14 protein-coding genes and 1 pseudogene are annotated in these 15,845 nt (G+C 69.5%); 3 read left to right on the top strand and 12 right to left on the bottom strand.

Translation table 11 applies throughout. The features are described from left to right. Positions 1 to 12 precede the first annotated feature (12 nt). From nuoK to SH922_RS23390, 11 genes are read right to left on the bottom strand one after another with little or no spacing between them, the layout of a single operon-like run. Positions 13 to 312: an NADH-quinone oxidoreductase subunit NuoK gene (gene nuoK, locus SH922_RS23440; protein ID WP_018101339.1), complete on the bottom strand. Its 300-nt coding sequence runs from the start codon at positions 310 to 312 to the stop codon at positions 13 to 15. After that, positions 309 to 1,139 (bottom strand): NADH-quinone oxidoreductase subunit J, encoded by an 831-nt coding sequence (locus SH922_RS23435; RefSeq protein ID WP_393059852.1) that lies wholly within the window; start codon positions 1,137 to 1,139, stop codon positions 309 to 311. The genes nuoK and SH922_RS23435 overlap by 4 nt, the downstream gene beginning before the upstream one ends. Continuing rightward, the gene (gene nuoI / locus SH922_RS23430) at positions 1,136 to 1,846 is read right to left on the bottom strand and encodes an NADH-quinone oxidoreductase subunit NuoI (RefSeq protein WP_393059851.1); all 711 of its coding nucleotides are present in this window, start codon (positions 1,844 to 1,846) and stop codon (positions 1,136 to 1,138) included. Before nuoI ends, SH922_RS23435 begins: the two co-directional genes overlap by 4 nt. Beyond that, on the bottom strand, positions 1,839 to 3,242 hold the full coding sequence (nuoH, locus tag SH922_RS23425) for an NADH-quinone oxidoreductase subunit NuoH (RefSeq protein ID WP_393059850.1): 1,404 nt from the start codon (positions 3,240 to 3,242) through the stop codon (positions 1,839 to 1,841). Before nuoH ends, nuoI begins: the two co-directional genes overlap by 8 nt. After that, positions 3,239 to 5,746 carry an NADH-quinone oxidoreductase subunit G gene (locus tag SH922_RS23420; RefSeq protein WP_393059849.1) on the bottom strand — a complete coding sequence of 836 codons (2,508 nt, stop codon included), beginning with the start codon at positions 5,744 to 5,746 and terminating at the stop codon, positions 3,239 to 3,241. The genes nuoH and SH922_RS23420 overlap by 4 nt, the downstream gene beginning before the upstream one ends. Further along, entirely contained in the window at positions 5,743 to 7,110 is a 1,368-nt protein-coding gene (gene nuoF, locus SH922_RS23415) for an NADH-quinone oxidoreductase subunit NuoF (RefSeq protein ID WP_393059848.1), read from the bottom strand. Before nuoF ends, SH922_RS23420 begins: the two co-directional genes overlap by 4 nt. Further along, positions 7,107 to 7,922: an NADH-quinone oxidoreductase subunit NuoE gene (nuoE, locus tag SH922_RS23410; protein WP_393063666.1), complete on the bottom strand. Its 816-nt coding sequence runs from the start codon at positions 7,920 to 7,922 to the stop codon at positions 7,107 to 7,109. Before nuoE ends, nuoF begins: the two co-directional genes overlap by 4 nt. Before the next feature lie 29 nt (positions 7,923 to 7,951). Next, on the bottom strand, positions 7,952 to 9,274 hold the full coding sequence (locus SH922_RS23405) for an NADH-quinone oxidoreductase subunit D (RefSeq protein ID WP_350991962.1): 1,323 nt from the start codon (positions 9,272 to 9,274) through the stop codon (positions 7,952 to 7,954). Beyond that, positions 9,274 to 9,987 (bottom strand): NADH-quinone oxidoreductase subunit C, encoded by a 714-nt coding sequence (locus SH922_RS23400; RefSeq protein WP_393059847.1) that lies wholly within the window; start codon positions 9,985 to 9,987, stop codon positions 9,274 to 9,276. Before SH922_RS23400 ends, SH922_RS23405 begins: the two co-directional genes overlap by 1 nt. Then, positions 9,984 to 10,538, bottom strand: coding sequence for an NADH-quinone oxidoreductase subunit B family protein (locus tag SH922_RS23395; RefSeq protein ID WP_111337185.1), 555 nt, complete (start codon positions 10,536 to 10,538; stop codon positions 9,984 to 9,986). Before SH922_RS23395 ends, SH922_RS23400 begins: the two co-directional genes overlap by 4 nt. Before the next feature lie 17 nt (positions 10,539 to 10,555). Next, complete coding sequence (locus SH922_RS23390) at positions 10,556 to 10,915, bottom strand: NADH-quinone oxidoreductase subunit A (RefSeq protein ID WP_123460983.1); 360 nt, start codon at positions 10,913 to 10,915, stop codon at positions 10,556 to 10,558. Between the two features lie 782 nt (positions 10,916 to 11,697). Between SH922_RS23390 and SH922_RS23385 the strand changes: the two genes are divergently transcribed. Beyond that, on the top strand, positions 11,698 to 12,534 hold the full coding sequence (locus SH922_RS23385) for a C40 family peptidase (RefSeq protein WP_393059846.1): 837 nt from the start codon (positions 11,698 to 11,700) through the stop codon (positions 12,532 to 12,534). Between the two features lie 207 nt (positions 12,535 to 12,741). Beyond that, positions 12,742 to 13,969, top strand: a pseudogene (locus tag SH922_RS23380) (MFS transporter). On the opposite strand, the gene SH922_RS23375 reads toward SH922_RS23380, so the two are convergent. After that, positions 13,935 to 15,218, bottom strand: coding sequence for a geranylgeranyl reductase family protein (locus tag SH922_RS23375; protein WP_393059845.1), 1,284 nt, complete (start codon positions 15,216 to 15,218; stop codon positions 13,935 to 13,937). The pseudogene SH922_RS23380 and the gene SH922_RS23375 overlap by 35 nt on opposite strands. 96 nt (positions 15,219 to 15,314) lie before the next feature. Here SH922_RS23375 and SH922_RS23370 point away from each other — a divergent pair, with 96 nt between their 5' ends. Next, entirely contained in the window at positions 15,315 to 15,839 is a 525-nt protein-coding gene (locus SH922_RS23370) for a GNAT family N-acetyltransferase (RefSeq protein WP_393059844.1), read from the top strand. Positions 15,840 to 15,845: the final 6 nt, after the last annotated feature.

Here is a 15,845-nt window from a genome sequence, read left to right as displayed (position 1 = left end):
TCCAGCGCCCCTCTACAACTTCATCAGGCTGGCGTCGTCGACCGAGGCCGAGTGGCGGGAACGGAACAGCGACACGATGATCGCGAGCCCGACCACGACCTCCGCGGCGGCGACGACCATCGTGAAGAAGGCGATGATCTGGCCGTCGAGATTGCCGTGCATCCGGGAGAAGGTCACGAACGCGAGGTTGCAGGCGTTGAGCATCAGCTCCACGCACATGAACACCACGATCGCGTTCCGCCTGATCAGCACCCCGGCCGCGCCGATGGTGAACAGCAGAGCGGCGAGATAGAGGTAGTTGACCGGATTCACTTGGCGACCTCCTCTTCTTCTGCGGTGTCCCGGCCGAGCCGCTCACCGGAGCGCTGCTCCAGTGCCTTGAGGCCGGCCAGCGACTCGTGGGACACATCGCGCATCTGGCCGCGCTTGCGCAGCGTCTGCATGACGGTGAGTTCGGACGGTGTGCCGTCCGGGAGCAGTCCGGCGACGTTCACGGCGTTGTGCCGGGCGTAGACACCGGGTGCGGGCAGCGGCGGCACGTGGTTGCTGCGCACGCGGTCCTCGGACATCTCCCGCTGGGTCTTCGCCCGTTCGGTGCGCTCGCGGTGCGTGAGCACCATCGCGCCGACGGTGGCGGTGATCAGCAGCGCGCCGGTGATCTCGAAGGCGAAGACGTACTTGGTGAAGATGAGGCTGGCGAGCCCCTCCACGTTTCCGCCGTGCTCCGCGTTGGCCGTGCCGAGTCCGTTGAAGCTGTTCAGCGAGGCGTTGCCGATGCCGGCGATCAGGAGCACGCCGAAGCCGAGCCCGCAGCCGGCGGCCAGCCAGCGCTGGCCCTTGAGGGTCTCCTTCAGCGAGTCCGCCGCCGTGACACCGACGAGCATGACCACGAAGAGGAACAGCATCATGATCGCGCCGGTGTAGACGACGATCTGGACGACGCCGAGGAAGTAGGCGCCGTTGGCGAGGTAGAACACCGCCAGGATGATCATGGTCCCGGCGAGGCTCAGCGCGCTGTGCACGGCCTTCTTCATCAGCACGGTGGACAGGGCGCCGATCACGGCGACCGTGCCCAGCACCCAGAACTGGAAGGCCTCACCGGTCGAGGTCTGGGAGGCCGCTGCGGCCAGGCCGGTCATGCGTCCACCTCCTGCGTGGCGCCGTCGCTCTCGCCGGCCGCGTCGTCCGGCTTCTCACCCTTGGAGACGGCGAGCTGGCGTTCCGTACCGGGGGCGGCCTCGGTGACCAAGCCCCGGTAGTAGTCCTGTTCGTCCGTGCCGGGGAAGATCGCGTGCGGACTGTCGACCATGCCTTCCTCCAGGCCCGCGAGCAGCTCGTCCTTGGTGTAGATGAGGCTCTCGCGGGTGGTGTTGGCGAGCTCGAACTCATTGGTCATCGTCAGCGCCCGGGTCGGGCAGGCCTCGATGCACAGTCCGCAGAGAATGCAGCGCGCGTAGTTGATCTGGTAGACGCGGCCGTAGCGCTCCCCCGGGGAGTAGCGCTCCTCGTCGGTGTTGTCCGCGCCCTCGACGTAGATCGCGTCCGCCGGGCAGGCCCAGGCGCACAGCTCGCAGCCGATGCACTTCTCCAGGCCGTCCGGGTGGCGGTTGAGCTGGTGCCGGCCGTGGAAGCGCGGCGCCGTCACCTTCGGCGTCTCCGGATACTGCTCGGTCAGCCGCTTCTTGAACATGGCCTTGAAGGTCACGCCGAAGCCGGCCACCGGATTCTGGAACTTGTCCTCCGAAGAATCGGAGGACTGCGAGGACTGCGAGGACGCGGTCGACCCCGTCGGTCCGGTGGACTTCGCCGGCCTCTTGGACCCCGGCGACTCAGACAGTTCAGACATTGCCGGCCTCCTTTCCGTCACTCGGATTTCCGTCACTCTGAGTATCCACGCCGCCACTGACAACGAGCTCCCGCTCACGGCGCGGCCTGCGCCGCGGCACGGGCGGCAGGGTCTGTCCGGGCAGGGGCGGCACCGGGAACCCGCCCGCCATCGGGTCGAACGCCGGCTCCGGTTCCGCCTGGGCCGCGGCTTCCCGGCCCTTCTTGTCGCGGAAGATGTCGGCCACGAAGGAGATCAGCAGGACCGCGATCACGGCCCCGGCCACGTAGAGCAGGATCTTCGAGAAGTCGTAGCCCTCGTTGCGCAGCGCCCGCACCGTCGCGACCAGCATCAGCCAGACCACGGAGACCGGGATCAGGACCTTCCAGCCCAGCTTCATCAGCTGGTCGTAGCGGACGCGGGGCAGCGTGCCGCGCAGCCAGATGAAGAAGAACAGCAGGAGCTGGACCTTGAGGACGAACCAGAGCATCGGCCACCAGCCGTGGTTCGCGCCCTCCCAGAAGGTGCTGATCGGCCACGGGGCCCGCCAGCCGCCCAGGAACAGGGTCGTGGAGACCGCGGAGACGGTGACCATGTTGACGTACTCGGCGAGCATGAACATCGCGAACTTGATCGACGAGTACTCGGTGTTGAAGCCGCCGACCAGGTCGCCCTCGGACTCCGGCATGTCGAACGGGGCGCGGTTGGTCTCACCCACCATCGTGACGATGTAGATGATGAAGGAGACCGGCAGCAGGATGATGAACCAGCGGTCCTCCTGCGCCTCCACGATCTTCGAGGTCGACATGGACCCGGAGTAGAGGAAGACCGAGGCGAACGCGGCGCCCATCGCGATCTCGTAGGAGATCATCTGCGCGCAGGAGCGGAGACCGCCGAGCAGCGGGTACGTCGATCCGGAGGACCAGCCCGCCAGCACGATGCCATAGATCCCGACCGAGGCGACCGCGAGGATGTAGAGCATCGCGATCGGCAGGTCGGTCAGCTGCATCGCCGTACGGTGCCCGAAGATCGAGACCTCGTTGCCGGACGGTCCGAACGGGATGACGGCGATCGCCATGAACGCGGGAATCGCCGCGATGATCGGGGCGAGGACGTAGACGACCTTGTCCGCCCGCTTGACGATGACGTCTTCCTTCAGCATCAGCTTGATGCCGTCGGCGAGCGACTGGAGCATGCCCCAGGGGCCGTGCCGGTTCGGGCCGATGCGCAGCTGCATCCAGGCGACGACCTTGCGCTCCCACACGATGGAGAAGAGCACGGTCACCATCAGGAACGCGAAGCAGAAGACCGCCTTGATGACGACGAGCCACCAGGGGTCGGTGCCGAACATCGACAGGTCCTCGGCGGCGAGCACGGCGCCGTGCGGACCCGCGGCCAGTTGAGCGAAGGCACTCACGCCCCCACCTCCGGTGTGACGTCGGAAATGCCGGGTGCGGCGGGGCCGATCCGGACCGGACCGCCGGGCTGGGCACCGGTGTCGGCCGGAACGCCTCGCCCGACGGAGTTCAGCGGCACCCAGACCACCCGGTCCGGCATCTCGGTGACCTGGAGCGGCAGTTGCACGCTGCCCGCCGGGCCGGACACGGCCAGCAGATCGCCGTCCTTGACGCCGGTCTCGGCCGCGGTGGCTGCGGAGAGCCGGGCGACCGCCGCGTGCCGGGTCCCGGCCAGCGCCTCGTCGCCCTCCTGGAGGCGGCCGAGGTCGAGCAGCATCCGGTGGCCCGCGAGGATGGCCTCGCCGTCGCCGGGCCGGGGCAGCGGCTGCGCCGAGGCACGCGGGTCGTCGGCGTGCGCGCCCTGCCAGCCGCCGAGCCGGTCCAGCTCGCGGCGTACCGACTTCAGGTCCGGCAGTGCGAAGTGGACGTCGAGCGCGTCGGCCAGCATGTGCAGCACCCGGGCGTCGCCCGGGGCCAGGTTGCGGGTCATCTGCTCGGGCTTCAGCGCGGCCTCGAACATCCGCGCCCTGCCCTCCCAGTTGAGGAAGGTGCCGGACTTCTCGGCGACCGCGGCGACCGGGAACACCACGTCGGCGCGGTCGGTGACCTCGCTGGGGCGGAGCTCCAGCGAGACCAGGAAGCCCACCTGGTCCAGGGCCTCCAGGGCCCGGGCCGGATCGGGCAGGTCGGCCGGCTCGACACCGGCGACGAGCAGCGCGCCCAGTTCGCCGGTGGCCGCGGCCTCGACGATCTGACCGGTGTCGCGGCCGAAGCGGGACGGGAGTTCGGCGACGCCCCAGACGGCCGCCACCTCGTCCCGGGCCCGCGGGTCGGTGGCCGGACGGCCGCCGGGCAGCAGCGACGGGAGCGCGCCCGCCTCCACCGCACCGCGCTCGCCGGCCCGGCGCGGGATCCACACCAGGGTGGCTCCGGTCGCGGTCGCGGCCCGTACCGCGGCGGTCAGCCCGCCCGGCACTCCGGCCAGTCGCTCACCCACCACGATCAGGGCGCCGCCGCCGCGCAGCGCCTCGGCCGCGACGGCTCCGTCGCCGTCCAGGCCGACACCGCCCGCGATGGCGTCCAGCCACTCGGTCTCGGTGCCGGGGGCGGCGGGCAGCAGCGTGCCGCCCGCCTTCGTGAGGCCGCGGGTGGCGTGCGAGGCGACGGCGAAGGTGCGCTGGCCGTGCTTGCGGTTCGCCTTGCGCAGCCGCAGGAAGACGCCGGGCGCCTCCTCCTCGGACTCGAACCCGACCAGCAGCACGGTCGGAGCCTTCTCCAGCGAGGTGTACGTGACCCCCGCGCCGTCCAGGTCACGGCCGCGGCCGGCGACCCGGGCGGCCAGGAAGTCGGCCTCCTCGTCGCTGTGCACCCGGGCCCGGAAGTCGATGTCGTTGGTGTCCAGAGCGATCCGGGCGAACTTGCTGTACGCGTAAGCGTCCTCGACGGTCAGCCGGCCGCCGGTGAGGACCCCGGTCCGGCCGCGGGCCGCGGAGAGTCCGGCGGCCGCGGCGGCCAGCGCCTCGGGCCAGCTCGCCGGCTCCAGCTCGCCGGACTCGCCCCGGACCAGCGGGGTGGTGAGCCGGTCGCGCTGCTGCGCGTAGCGGAAGCCGAAGCGGCCCTTGTCGCAGAGCCACTCCTCGTTGACCTCGGGGTCGTTGGAGGCGAGGCGCCGCATGACCTTGCCGCGCCGGTGGTCGGTGCGGGTGGCGCAGCCGCCCGCGCAGTGCTCGCACACCGAGGGGGTCGACACCAGGTCGAAGGGGCGGGCGCGGAACCGGTACGCCGCCGAGGTCAGTGCCCCGACCGGGCAGATCTGGATGGTGTTGCCGGAGAAGTACGACTCGAACGGGTCGCCCTGGCCGGTGCCGACCTGCTGGAGCGCGCCGCGCTCGATCAGCTCGATCATCGGGTCGCCCGCCACCTGGTTGGTGAACCGGGTGCAGCGCGCGCAGAGCACGCACCGCTCACGGTCCAGCAGCACCTGGGTGGAGAGCGGGACGGGCTTCTCGTACGTCCGCTTCTTCCCGTCGAAGCGGGAGGTCGGATCGCCGTGCGACATCGCCTGGTTCTGCAGCGGGCACTCGCCGCCCTTGTCGCAGACCGGACAGTCCAGCGGGTGGTTGATGAGCAGCAGCTCCATCACGCCGCGCTGCGCCTTGTCGGCGACCGGCGAGGTGATCTGCGACTTGACGACCATGCCGTCGGTGCAGGTGATGGTGCAGGACGCCATCGGCTTGCGCTGGCCCTCGACCTCGACGATGCACTGGCGGCAGGCGCCGGCCGGGTCGAGGAGCGGGTGGTCGCAGAAGCGCGGGATCTCGATGCCGAGGAGTTCGGCGGCCCGGATGACCAGGGTGCCCTTGGGCACGCTGATCTCGATGCCGTCGATGGTCAGCGTGACCAGGTCCTCGGGCGGGAGCGCCGCCTCGCCGCCCCCGGAGGGCGCACTCGTGGTGACTGTCATGCGTTCACCCCCTGGGATGCGTTCTTGTCGTCGGCCCAGACGGTCGACCTGGCGGGATCGAAGGGGCAGCCCTTGCCGGTGATGTGCTGCTCGTACTCCTCGCGGAAGTACTTCAGCGAGGAGAAGATCGGCGAGGCGGCGCCGTCGCCGAGGGCGCAGAAGGACTTGCCGTTGATGTTGTCGGCGATGTCGTTCAGCTTGTCGAGGTCGGCCATCTGGCCCTTGCCTGCCTCGATGTCGCGGAGCAACTGGACCAGCCAGTACGTGCCCTCACGGCATGGCGTGCACTTGCCGCAGGACTCGTGGGCGTAGAACTCGGTCCAGCGGGTGACGGCCCGCACGACGCAGGTCGTCTCGTCGAAGCACTGGAGCGCCTTGGTGCCGAGCATGGATCCGGCGGCGCCGACGCCCTCGTAGTCGAGGGGCACGTCGAGGTGCTCCTCGGTGAACATGGGGGTGGAGGAGCCGCCCGGGGTCCAGAACTTCAGCCGGTGACCGGGGCGCATGCCGCCGCTCATGTCGAGGAGCTGGCGCAGCGTGATGCCGAGCGGGGCCTCGTACTGGCCGGGTCCCGAGACATGGCCGCTGAGGGAGTACAGCGTGAAGCCCGGGGACTTCTCGCTGCCCATGGACTTGAACCAGTCCTTGCCCTTGTTCAGGATCGCGGGAACCGAGGCGATGGACTCGACGTTGTTCACCACAGTGGGGCAGGCGTACAGGCCGGCGACAGCGGGGAAGGGCGGGCGCAGCCGTGGCTGGCCGCGGCGTCCTTCGAGCGAGTCGAGCAGTGCGGTCTCCTCACCGCAGATGTACGCACCGGCGCCCGCGTGCACGGTGAGTTCCAGATCGAGTCCGGAGCCCATGATGTTCGTACCGAGATAGCCCGCCTCGTACGCCTCGCGCACGGCCTCGTGCAACCGCCGCAGTACGGGGACGACTTCGCCGCGCAGGTAGATGAAGGCGTGCGAGGAGCGGATCGCGTAGCAGGCGATCACGATGCCTTCGATCAGGCTGTGCGGGTTGGCGAAGAGGAGCGGGATGTCCTTGCAGGTCCCGGGTTCCGACTCGTCGGCGTTGACCACCAGGTAGTGCGGCTTGCCGTCGCCCTGCGGGATGAACTGCCACTTCATCCCGGTGGGGAAGCCGGCGCCGCCACGTCCGCGCAGACCGGAGTCCTTGACGTACGCGATGAGGTCGTCCGGGGACATGGCGAGGGCCTTGCGCAGCCCCTCGTACCCCTCGTGGCGCCGGTAGGTGTCCAGGGTCCAGGATTCCGGCTGGTCCCAGAAGGCGGACAGGACAGGCGCGAGAAGCTTCTCGGGACTGGTCCCGTTCTTGTCGATTTCGGCGGCCAACGTCATCACTCCCCCTCCTCGGCTACGGGACCGGCCGGGTGGTCCGGGTCGGAGGCCGAGGTCTGCTGTGGCGCATCGTGGGAGCTGAGGTGTTCGGCGCCCTTCTGCGGTTCGTCGCGCGGGGCCTCGCCTCGCGGTCCCACCACGCGGGGCTGCGGTGTGGCCTCGCCCTTGGCCAGCTTCAGGCCGATGAGCGAGGCGGGACCGGCGCCGCCGGACGCCTCGACGGCGCCGGGGCGCTCGTCGGGGAAGCCGGCCAGGATCCGGGCCGTCTCCTTGTACGAGCACAGCGGGGCGCCGCGGGTCGGCTCGACGGTGCGGCCGGCGATCAGGTCGTCGACGAGCTGCGTCGCGCTCTCGGGCGTCTGGTTGTCGAAGAACTCCCAGTTGACCATCACGACGGGCGCGAAGTCGCAGGCCGCGTTGCACTCGATGTGTTCGAGGGTGACCTTGCCGTCCTCGGTCGTCTCGTCGTTGCCGACGCCGAGGTGCTCCTTGAGCCGGTCGAAGATCGCGTCGCCGCCCATCACCGCGCAGAGCGTGTTGGTGCAGACGCCGACCTGGTAGTCGCCGCTGGGCTTCCGCCGGTACATCGTGTAGAAGGTGGCGACCGCGGTGACCTCGGCGGTGGTGAGGCCGAGCACGTCGGCGCAGAACGCCATGCCCGTACGCGAGACGTACCCCTCCTCGGACTGCACGAGGTGCAGCAGCGGCAGCAGCGCGGAGCGGCTGCCGGGGTAGCGGGCGATCACCTCCTTCGCATCCGCTTCGAGCCTGGCGCGCACCTCGGCCGGGTAGGCGGGGGCGGGGAGCTGCGGCATCCCCAGACTGACTTCCTGACGTGCTTCGGTCACCGGTCGACGCCTCCCATCACGGGGTCGATGGATGCGACGGCGACGATGACGTCGGCGACCTGGCCGCCCTCGCACATCGCTGCCATGGCCTGGAGGTTGGTGAAGGACGGGTCGCGGAAGTGGACCCGGTAGGGGCGGGTGCCGCCGTCCGAGACGACGTGCACGCCGAGTTCGCCCTTGGGCGACTCGACCGCTGTGTACGCCTGCCCGGCCGGGACCCTGAAGCCCTCGGTCACCAGCTTGAAGTGGTGGATCAGGGCCTCCATGGAGGTGCCCATGATCTTCTTGATGTGGTCGAGCGAGTTGCCGAGTCCGTCCGGTCCGAGCGCGAGCTGCGCGGGCCAGGCGATCTTCTTGTCGGCGACCATGACCGGTCCCGGCGCGAGCCGGTCGATGCACTGCTCGACGATCCGCAGCGACTGGCGCATCTCCTCCAGGCGGATGAGGAAGCGGCCGTAGGAGTCGCAGCTGTCAGCGGTGGGGACGTCGAACTCGTAGTTCTCGTACCCGCAGTAGGGATCGGTCTTGCGCAGGTCGTGCGGGAGCCCGGCGGAGCGCAGGACCGGGCCGGTGGCGCCGAGCGCCATGCAGCCGGTGAGGTCGAGGTAGCCGACGTCCTGCATGCGGGCCTTGAAGATGGGGTTGCCGGTGGCGAGCTTGTCGTACTCCGGCAGGTTCTTCTTCATGGTCTTCACGAACTCGCGCAGCTGGTCGACCGCGCCCGGGGGCAGGTCCTGGGCGAGTCCGCCGGGGCGGACGAACGCGTGGTTCATCCGCAGACCGGTGATCAGCTCGAAGAGATCGAGAACCAGTTCACGATCGCGGAAGCCGTAGATCATGATCGTCGTGGCGCCGAGCTCCATGCCGCCGGTGGCGATGCACACCAGGTGCGAGGAGATCCGGTTGAGCTCCATCAGGAGCACGCGAAGGACGGTGGCCCGGTCGGGGATCTGGTCCTCGATGCCGAGGAGCTTCTCGACTCCCAGGCAGTACGCCGTCTCATTGAAGAACGGCGTCAGGTAGTCCATGCGCGTGACGAAGGTGGTGCCCTGCGTCCAGTTCCGGAATTCGAGGTTCTTCTCGATGCCGGTGTGGAGGTAGCCGATGCCGCAGCGGGCCTCGGTGACGGTCTCGCCGTCGATCTCCAGGATCAGCCGGAGCACTCCGTGCGTGGACGGGTGCTGGGGACCCATGTTGACGATGATGCGCTCGTCGTCGGACTTGGCCGCCGACTCGACGACCTCGTCCCAGTCGCCGCCGGTGACTGTATATACAGTCCCCTCCGTCGTGGCGCGGGGTGTCGCGTGGGGAGTGGTCATCAGGAGTACGACCTCCGCTGGTCCGGAGCCGGGATCTGGGCGCCCTTGTACTCGACGGCGATGCCGCCGAGCGGATAGTCCTTGCGCTGCGGGAAGCCCTGCCAGTCGTCCGGCATCATGATCCGGGTGAGGGCGGGATGCCCGTCGAAGACGAGCCCGAAGAAGTCGTAGGTCTCGCGCTCGTGCCAGTCGTTGGTCGGGTAGACCGCGACGAGGGACGGAATGTGCGGATCGCTGTCCGGCGTGGACACCTCCAGCCGGATGAGCCGGCTGTGGGTGATCGAGCGCAGGTGGTAGACGGCGTGCAGCTCGCGTCCCTTGTCACCGGGGAAGTGGACGCCGCTCACCCCCGTACAGAGCTCGAAGCGCAGTGCCGGGTCGTCGCGCAGGGTCCTGGCGACGGTGGGCAGGTGCTCGCGGGCGATGTGGAAGGTGAGCTCGTCGCGGTCGACGACCGTCTTCTCGATGGCGTTGCCGGGAAGCAGACCCTGTTCCTCCAGGGCCCCTTCGAGCTCGTCGGCCACCTCGTCGAACCAGCCGCCGTACGGGCGCGCGGTGGCGCCCGGCAGGGCGACGGTGCGGACGAGGCCGCCGTAGCCGGAGGTGTCGCCGCCGTTGTCGGCGCCGAACATCCCCTTGCGTACGCCGATGACCTCGCCGTGCTCGTCGCGCGGGGCGGGGACGCCGTTGCCGTTCTGCTCCTGGTCGCTCATCGCAGCAGCCCCTTCATCTCGATCAGGGGCAGTGCCTTGAGCGCCGCTTCCTCCGCCTCACGGGCGGCCTCCTCCGCGTTGACCCCGAGCTTGGAGCCCTGGATCTTCTGGTGGAGCTTGAGAATCGCGTCCATCAGCATCTCGGGCCGCGGCGGGCAGCCTGGCAAATAGATATCAACCGGGACAATATGATCAACACCCTGAACAATGGCGTAATTGTTGAACATTCCGCCCGATGACGCGCAAACCCCCATGGAGATGACCCACTTGGGGTTCGGCATCTGGTCATAGACCTGCCGCAGCACGGGCGCCATCTTCTGGCTGACCCGCCCCGCCACGATCATCAGGTCCGCCTGCCGCGGTGATCCGCGGAAGACCTCCATGCCGAACCGGGCCAGGTCGTAGCGACCGGCCCCGGTCGTCATCATCTCGATGGCGCAGCAGGCGAGGCCGAAGGTGGCCGGGAAGACGGAGGACTTCCGTACCCAGCCGGCGGCCTGCTCGACAGTGGTCAGCACGAAGCCGCTGGGCAGCTTCTCTTCGAGTCCCATGTGTGCCCCTCAGCCCCTCAGTCCCATTCCAGGCCGCCGCGACGCCATACATACGCGTAGGCGACGAAGACGGTGAGCACGAAGAGCAGCATCTCGACGAGCCCGAAGATCCCGAGGGCGTCGAAGGTGACCGCCCAGGGATAGAGGAAGACGATCTCGATGTCGAAGACGATGAAGAGCATCGCCGTCAGGTAGTACTTGATGGGAAAACGGCCGCCTCCGGCTGGAGTCGGGGTGGGTTCGATACCGCACTCGTACGCTTCGAGCTTCGCCCGGTTGTAGCGCTTGGGACCGATAAGCGTGGCGCTGACCACGGAGAAGATCGCAAACCCCGCCCCGAGGGCGCCGAGCACGAGGATGGGCGCGTAGGCATTCACGCTCCTCGCTCCTTCCAGTCGTCCTTGACCGTTGGACCGCATCGGGCGACCTGGCTCGCCACCTCACCAAGATCGTGCACATGTGAGGCAGTTCACAAGCCCGACTGCCCCGCATCCTATGCCTGCCGTCCTGTGATCTGCGACACGGGGTACGACAACGTCTTTGTGATCTCCACCACCTGACGAACGATCATGAAGTCGGATGAGCGGTGATCTTCGTACACGAAGCGGCCGAGTGATCACGAGACGTGACATCTGCTGCCGTTACCGCTGGTCAAAGAGGTGTCGCCCTATCAAGCCGCAGCACCCGTCGCCAAATTGGCGATGGACGCGATCGGGTGATAAAGGGATCTGCCCCACTCTGGGATGAAGGCAGGCTCACTCGCACGGGGGGTCACCCGGAACGAAGTGGACGCATCTCGACATCCACCCCCTATGGGGCGAATGGGTCGCCGCGCACCGCCAGTTCCCCGCCGGCGGGACGCTCGTGGCGCCGGACCCTCGTATGCCCGTCAGGCCGAGAGCACACTGTGACCTGCGCCACTCGACGGAGGTCGCCATACAAGCGGGCTTGGCCAACCGTGTGAACGGATGGTAAGTGACGGGCAATTCGGGCGTATTACCGAAAGCCCGTGATCACAGCCGTGATCGAGCCTGCCCGTTTTGTCCGTTACGGCGTCAATAAGGGCTCTCAGGAAGCGGATTCACAGGTTCCGGACGTAACTGTGTCGCAACACACGTTTCTTGATGGGACCCCTGAGGCCCTGATAGCGCTAGTACCCATGTCCCACACCGCTCTCATACCCAGCCACCGGAAGCCCCGCCGAAACGCCTCGAAGACGGCGCTGCGGGCCGGAGTTGCCGGTGGCGTCCTCAGCACCATCGCGGTCGCAGGCGCCGCTGGTCCGGCCCAGGCCGAGCCGGTGACCCAGACCATCGAGATGCCCACCATCACGGCCGGGCTCTCCACCGCCGTCGCGGCGTCCGCCGAGGCCACGCAGCAGGTCGCCCTGGACCTGGAGACGCAGGCCCACGAGGAAGCCGCGGCCACGACCGCCGCAAAGGCCGCCAAGAAGGCCAAGGCCGAGGCGGTCCGCAAGGCCGAGGCCAAGAAGAAGGCCGAAGCAGCCGCGAAGGCCAAGGCGGAGGCCGCCGAGCGCGCCTCCCGCTCCGCCGCGCGCACGACGCTGAGCGCCTCCACCGGCTCCTCCTCGTCCGGCTCGTCCTCGTCGTCCGCAACGACGTCGTACACCTCCACCGCCACGGGCTCCGCCGCCTCCATCGTCGCGTTCGCGCAGGCGCAGGTCGGCGACGCGTACGTGCCCGGCGGCACCGGCCCCAACTCCTGGGACTGCTCCGGCCTCGTCCAGGCCGCGTACCGCACGGTGGGCGTCGACCTGCCCCGCGTCTCGCAGAGCCAGTCGACCGCGGGCACCCAGGTCTCGCTGAGCAACCTCCAGCCGGGCGACATCCTCTACTGGGGCGGCGCGGGCAGCGCGTACCACGTCGGGATCTACGTGGGCGGCGGCCAGTTCGTCGGAGCGCAGAACTCCTCCACCGGTGTGGTGCAGCGCTCCCTGGACTACGACCCGCCGACCGGCGCGGTCCGCGTCCTCTGAGTTCACGGATTCACAAGCGCCTCGGCGCACATCGAAGGGCCGTCGCTCCCCCGCTCGGGAGCTGCGGCCCTTCGCCGTTTCCGGCAGGTTCGCGACGTCACCCCCGGCGGCCACGGGTGACGTCGCGAACCTGCCGGACTCCGCCCGCCGGAGCTTGTGAACTGGGGCGAACAGCCCCCGCGTCACCGAGCTCAGGACGGCCCCGCCATGTCCACCACGGCCACCCCCCGCACCCGCACCACGTCCCGCACGCCCTTACGCGGCCGTCTGGCCGCCCTCTCCGTGATGCTGGGCATCTTCGCCATCGTCACCACCGAGATCCTCCCTGTCGGCCTGCTGACGCCGATCGGGGCCGACTTCGCCGTCGCGGACGGCACCGCGGGCCTGATGATGACGATGCCGGGACTCCTCGCCGCCGTCGCCGCCCCGGTGGTGACCCTCGCGACGGCCCGCGTCGACCGCCGGCTGATGCTCTGCGGCTTCGTCCTGCTGCTCGCGGTGGCCAACTTCCTCACCGCGGCGGCGACGGCCTACTGGCTGGTGCTGGTCGCCCGGGTCCTCGTCGGCATCACCATCGGCGGCTTCTGGTCGATCGGCGCCGGTCTGGCAGGCCGGCTGGTCCGCCCGGCGTCGGCCGCCCGGGCGACGGCGTTCGTCTTCGCCGCCGTCCCCCTCGGCTCCGTGCTCGGCGTCCCCGCCGGCACGCTCATCGGTGATCTGGCGGGCTGGCGCGCCGCGTTCGTCACGATGGGCCTGCTGTCCACGGGCGTGCTGGCCCTGCTGCTCCTGACCCTGCCCGCCCTGCCGCCGGACCGGATCACCCGCCCCTCCGTGCTCCGCGCCATGCTGCGCGGCACGGACACCCGGTTCGCACTCCTGCTGACGTTCCTCGTCGTACTGGCCCATTTCGGCATGTACACGTATGTAACGCCGTTTCTGCAGGAGTTCACCCACGCGGGCCCGGGAATGATCACCGGCTTCCTGCTGGTCTACGGGGCCGCAGGCGTGGCCGGCAACTTCCTCGGGGGCGCCCTGGTGACACACCGTCCGCACACCGCGTTCGCGGCGGCCGCCGCGACGATCGCCGCCGCGACGGCGCTCCTGCCCGTCCTCGGCCGGTCCGAAGCGGGCGCGCTCGCGCTCCTCGTCCTCTGGGGTCTCGGCTACGGCGCCGTCCCGGTCTGCTCACAGACCTGGTTCGCCCGCGCCGCCCCGCAGACCCCCCGAGGCGGCCTCGGTCCTGTTCACCGCGTCCTTCCAGGCGACGATCGCCGCCGGCGCGCTGGCCGGCGGCCACGTCGTCGACCACGCCTCGCTCACCGCGCTCATGTGGCTCGGAGCCGCGACCGCGGTTCTCGTCGTACCCACTGCCCGGATCCACTCCGCCGGGTCCCGCCGGGTCAGGACCGCGGAGCCACCTTCGTCAGACCGTTGATGATGCGGTCCATCGCGTCACCGCCCGTCGGGTCGGTGAGGTTGGCGAGCATCTTCAGGGTGAACTTCATCAGCAGCGGGTGCGTGAGGCCGCGCTGGGTGGCGACCTTCATGACCTTCGGGTTGCCGATCAGCTTCACGAAGGCGCGGCCCATCGTGTAGTAGCCGCCGTAGGTCTCCTTGAGCACCTTCGGATAGTTGTTCAGTGCCAGTTCGCGCTGGGCCGGGGTCGCGCGGGCGTGCGCCTGGACGATGACGTCCGCGGCGATCTGCCCCGACTCCATGGCGTACGCGATGCCTTCGCCGTTGAACGGGTTGACCATGCCGCCCGCGTCACCGACGAGCAGCAGTCCCTTGGTGTAGTGCGGCTGGCGGTTGAACGCCATCGGGAGGGCGGCGCCGCGGATCGGCATCGTCATGTTCTCGGGGGTGTATCCCCAGTCCTCCGGCATGGAGGCGCACCAGGCCTTGAGGACCTCGCGCCAGTCCAGCTCCTTGAAGGCGGAGGAGGAGTTGAGGATGCCGAGTCCGACGTTGGAGGTGCCGTCGCCCATGCCGAAGATCCAGCCGTAGCCGGGCAGCAGCCGGTCCTCGGCGCCGCGGCGGTCCCAGAGCTCCAGCCAGGACTCCAGGTAGTCGTCGTCGTGGCGGGGTGAGGTGAAGTACGTACGGACCGCGACACCCATCGGGCGGTCCTCGCGACGGTGCAGGCCCATCGCGACGGAGAGCCGGGTGGAATTCCCGTCGGCGGCGACGACGAGGGGGGCGTGGAAGGTGACCGGGGTCTTCTCCTCGCCGAGCTTCGCGTGCACGCCGGTGATCCGGCCGGTGCGCTCGTCCTTGACCGGGGCGCCGACGTTGCAGCGCTCGTACAGCCGCGCACCCGCCTTCTGTGCCTGGCGGGCCAGCTGCTCGTCGAAGTCGTCGCGCTTGCGGACCAGTCCGTAGTCCGGGTACGAGGCGAGATCCGGCCAGTCCAGCTGGAGGCGGACGCCCCCGCCGATGATGCGCAGGCCCTTGTTGCGCAGCCAGCCGGCCTCTTCGGAGATGTCGATGCCCATGGAGACGAGCTGCTTGGTGGCGCGCGGCGTGAGCCCGTCACCGCAGACCTTCTCGCGCGGGAAGGCGGTCTTCTCCAGGAGCAGGACGTCGAGTCCGGCCTTGGCGAGGTAGTAGGCGGTCGTGGAGCCGGCCGGGCCTGCCCCGACGACGATCACGTCCGCGCTGTGTTCGGACAGGGGCTCGGTCACGGTCGGATCTCCCGAAGACTCGAATTCGCGTGCCGCGCGGCACATGGCCAGGGCAGTCTATGGGGGCCTGCTGATCAACCTCCGAAGGGCTCCCCGATGTCGATCGCGCCTCCCCCACTCCCCGTCGTACAACTGCGTGTCCCGACCGACGAGGACGCGGTGGCCTGGCACCGCGCGTTCGACGACCCGGAGGTGATGGAGTTCTTCGGCGGTACGTCCGACGAGCTGTCCATGTACGAGGAGTGGACCGCCCGCCAGCGCAGACACGACGCCGAGCTGGGCTTCTGCCTGTGGACCGTGCTCGACGGCAACGGCGAGGTGCTCGGCTTCACCGGCGCGCAGCCGTGGCCGCACGCTGCGTACGGGCCGGTGGGCGAGATCGAGATCGGCTGGCGGCTGACCCGGTCCGCCTGGGGCCGCGGTTACGTGACCGCGGCCGCGCGCCTCACGCTGGAGCGGCTGCGCGCGGCCGGGGTGGAGCGGGTGGTGGCGACGATCGACGCGCTCAACGAGCGGTCGATCGCCGTGGCCCGGCGCCTGGGCATGGAGCAGGCGGAGAGCTTCACGACGCCCCGGGCGGGCCAGGAGGCCCGGTGCTTCCGGCTGGAGCTGGACCGCTGACGCCCG

Origin of the sequence: Streptomyces sp. LN549, assembly GCF_043203805.1 — a bacterium.
Lineage (GTDB): Bacteria > Actinomycetota > Actinomycetes > Streptomycetales > Streptomycetaceae > Streptomyces.
The sequence above is the reverse complement of the archived record's forward strand: the minus strand, read 5'-3'. Positions and strand labels throughout refer to the sequence as shown.

Excerpts from the sequence above, each read along its gene's own strand:
- SH922_RS23435 (WP_393059852.1), bottom strand. The coding sequence starts at position 1,139 with ATGACCGGCCTGGCCGCAGCGGCCTCCCAGACCTCGACCGGTGAGGCC.
- nuoI (WP_393059851.1), bottom strand. The coding sequence starts at position 1,846 with ATGTCTGAACTGTCTGAGTCGCCGGGGTCCAAGAGGCCGGCGAAGTCC.
- SH922_RS23420 (WP_393059849.1), bottom strand. The coding sequence starts at position 5,746 with ATGACAGTCACCACGAGTGCGCCCTCCGGGGGCGGCGAGGCGGCGCTC.
- nuoE (WP_393063666.1), bottom strand. The coding sequence starts at position 7,922 with ATGCCGCAGCTCCCCGCCCCCGCCTACCCGGCCGAGGTGCGCGCCAGG.
- SH922_RS23405 (WP_350991962.1), bottom strand. The coding sequence starts at position 9,274 with ATGACCACTCCCCACGCGACACCCCGCGCCACGACGGAGGGGACTGTA.
- SH922_RS23400 (WP_393059847.1), bottom strand. The coding sequence starts at position 9,987 with ATGAGCGACCAGGAGCAGAACGGCAACGGCGTCCCCGCCCCGCGCGAC.
- SH922_RS23395 (WP_111337185.1), bottom strand. The coding sequence starts at position 10,538 with ATGGGACTCGAAGAGAAGCTGCCCAGCGGCTTCGTGCTGACCACTGTC.
- SH922_RS23385 (WP_393059846.1), top strand. The coding sequence starts at position 11,698 with ATGTCCCACACCGCTCTCATACCCAGCCACCGGAAGCCCCGCCGAAAC.
- SH922_RS23370 (WP_393059844.1), top strand. The coding sequence starts at position 15,315 with ATGTCGATCGCGCCTCCCCCACTCCCCGTCGTACAACTGCGTGTCCCG.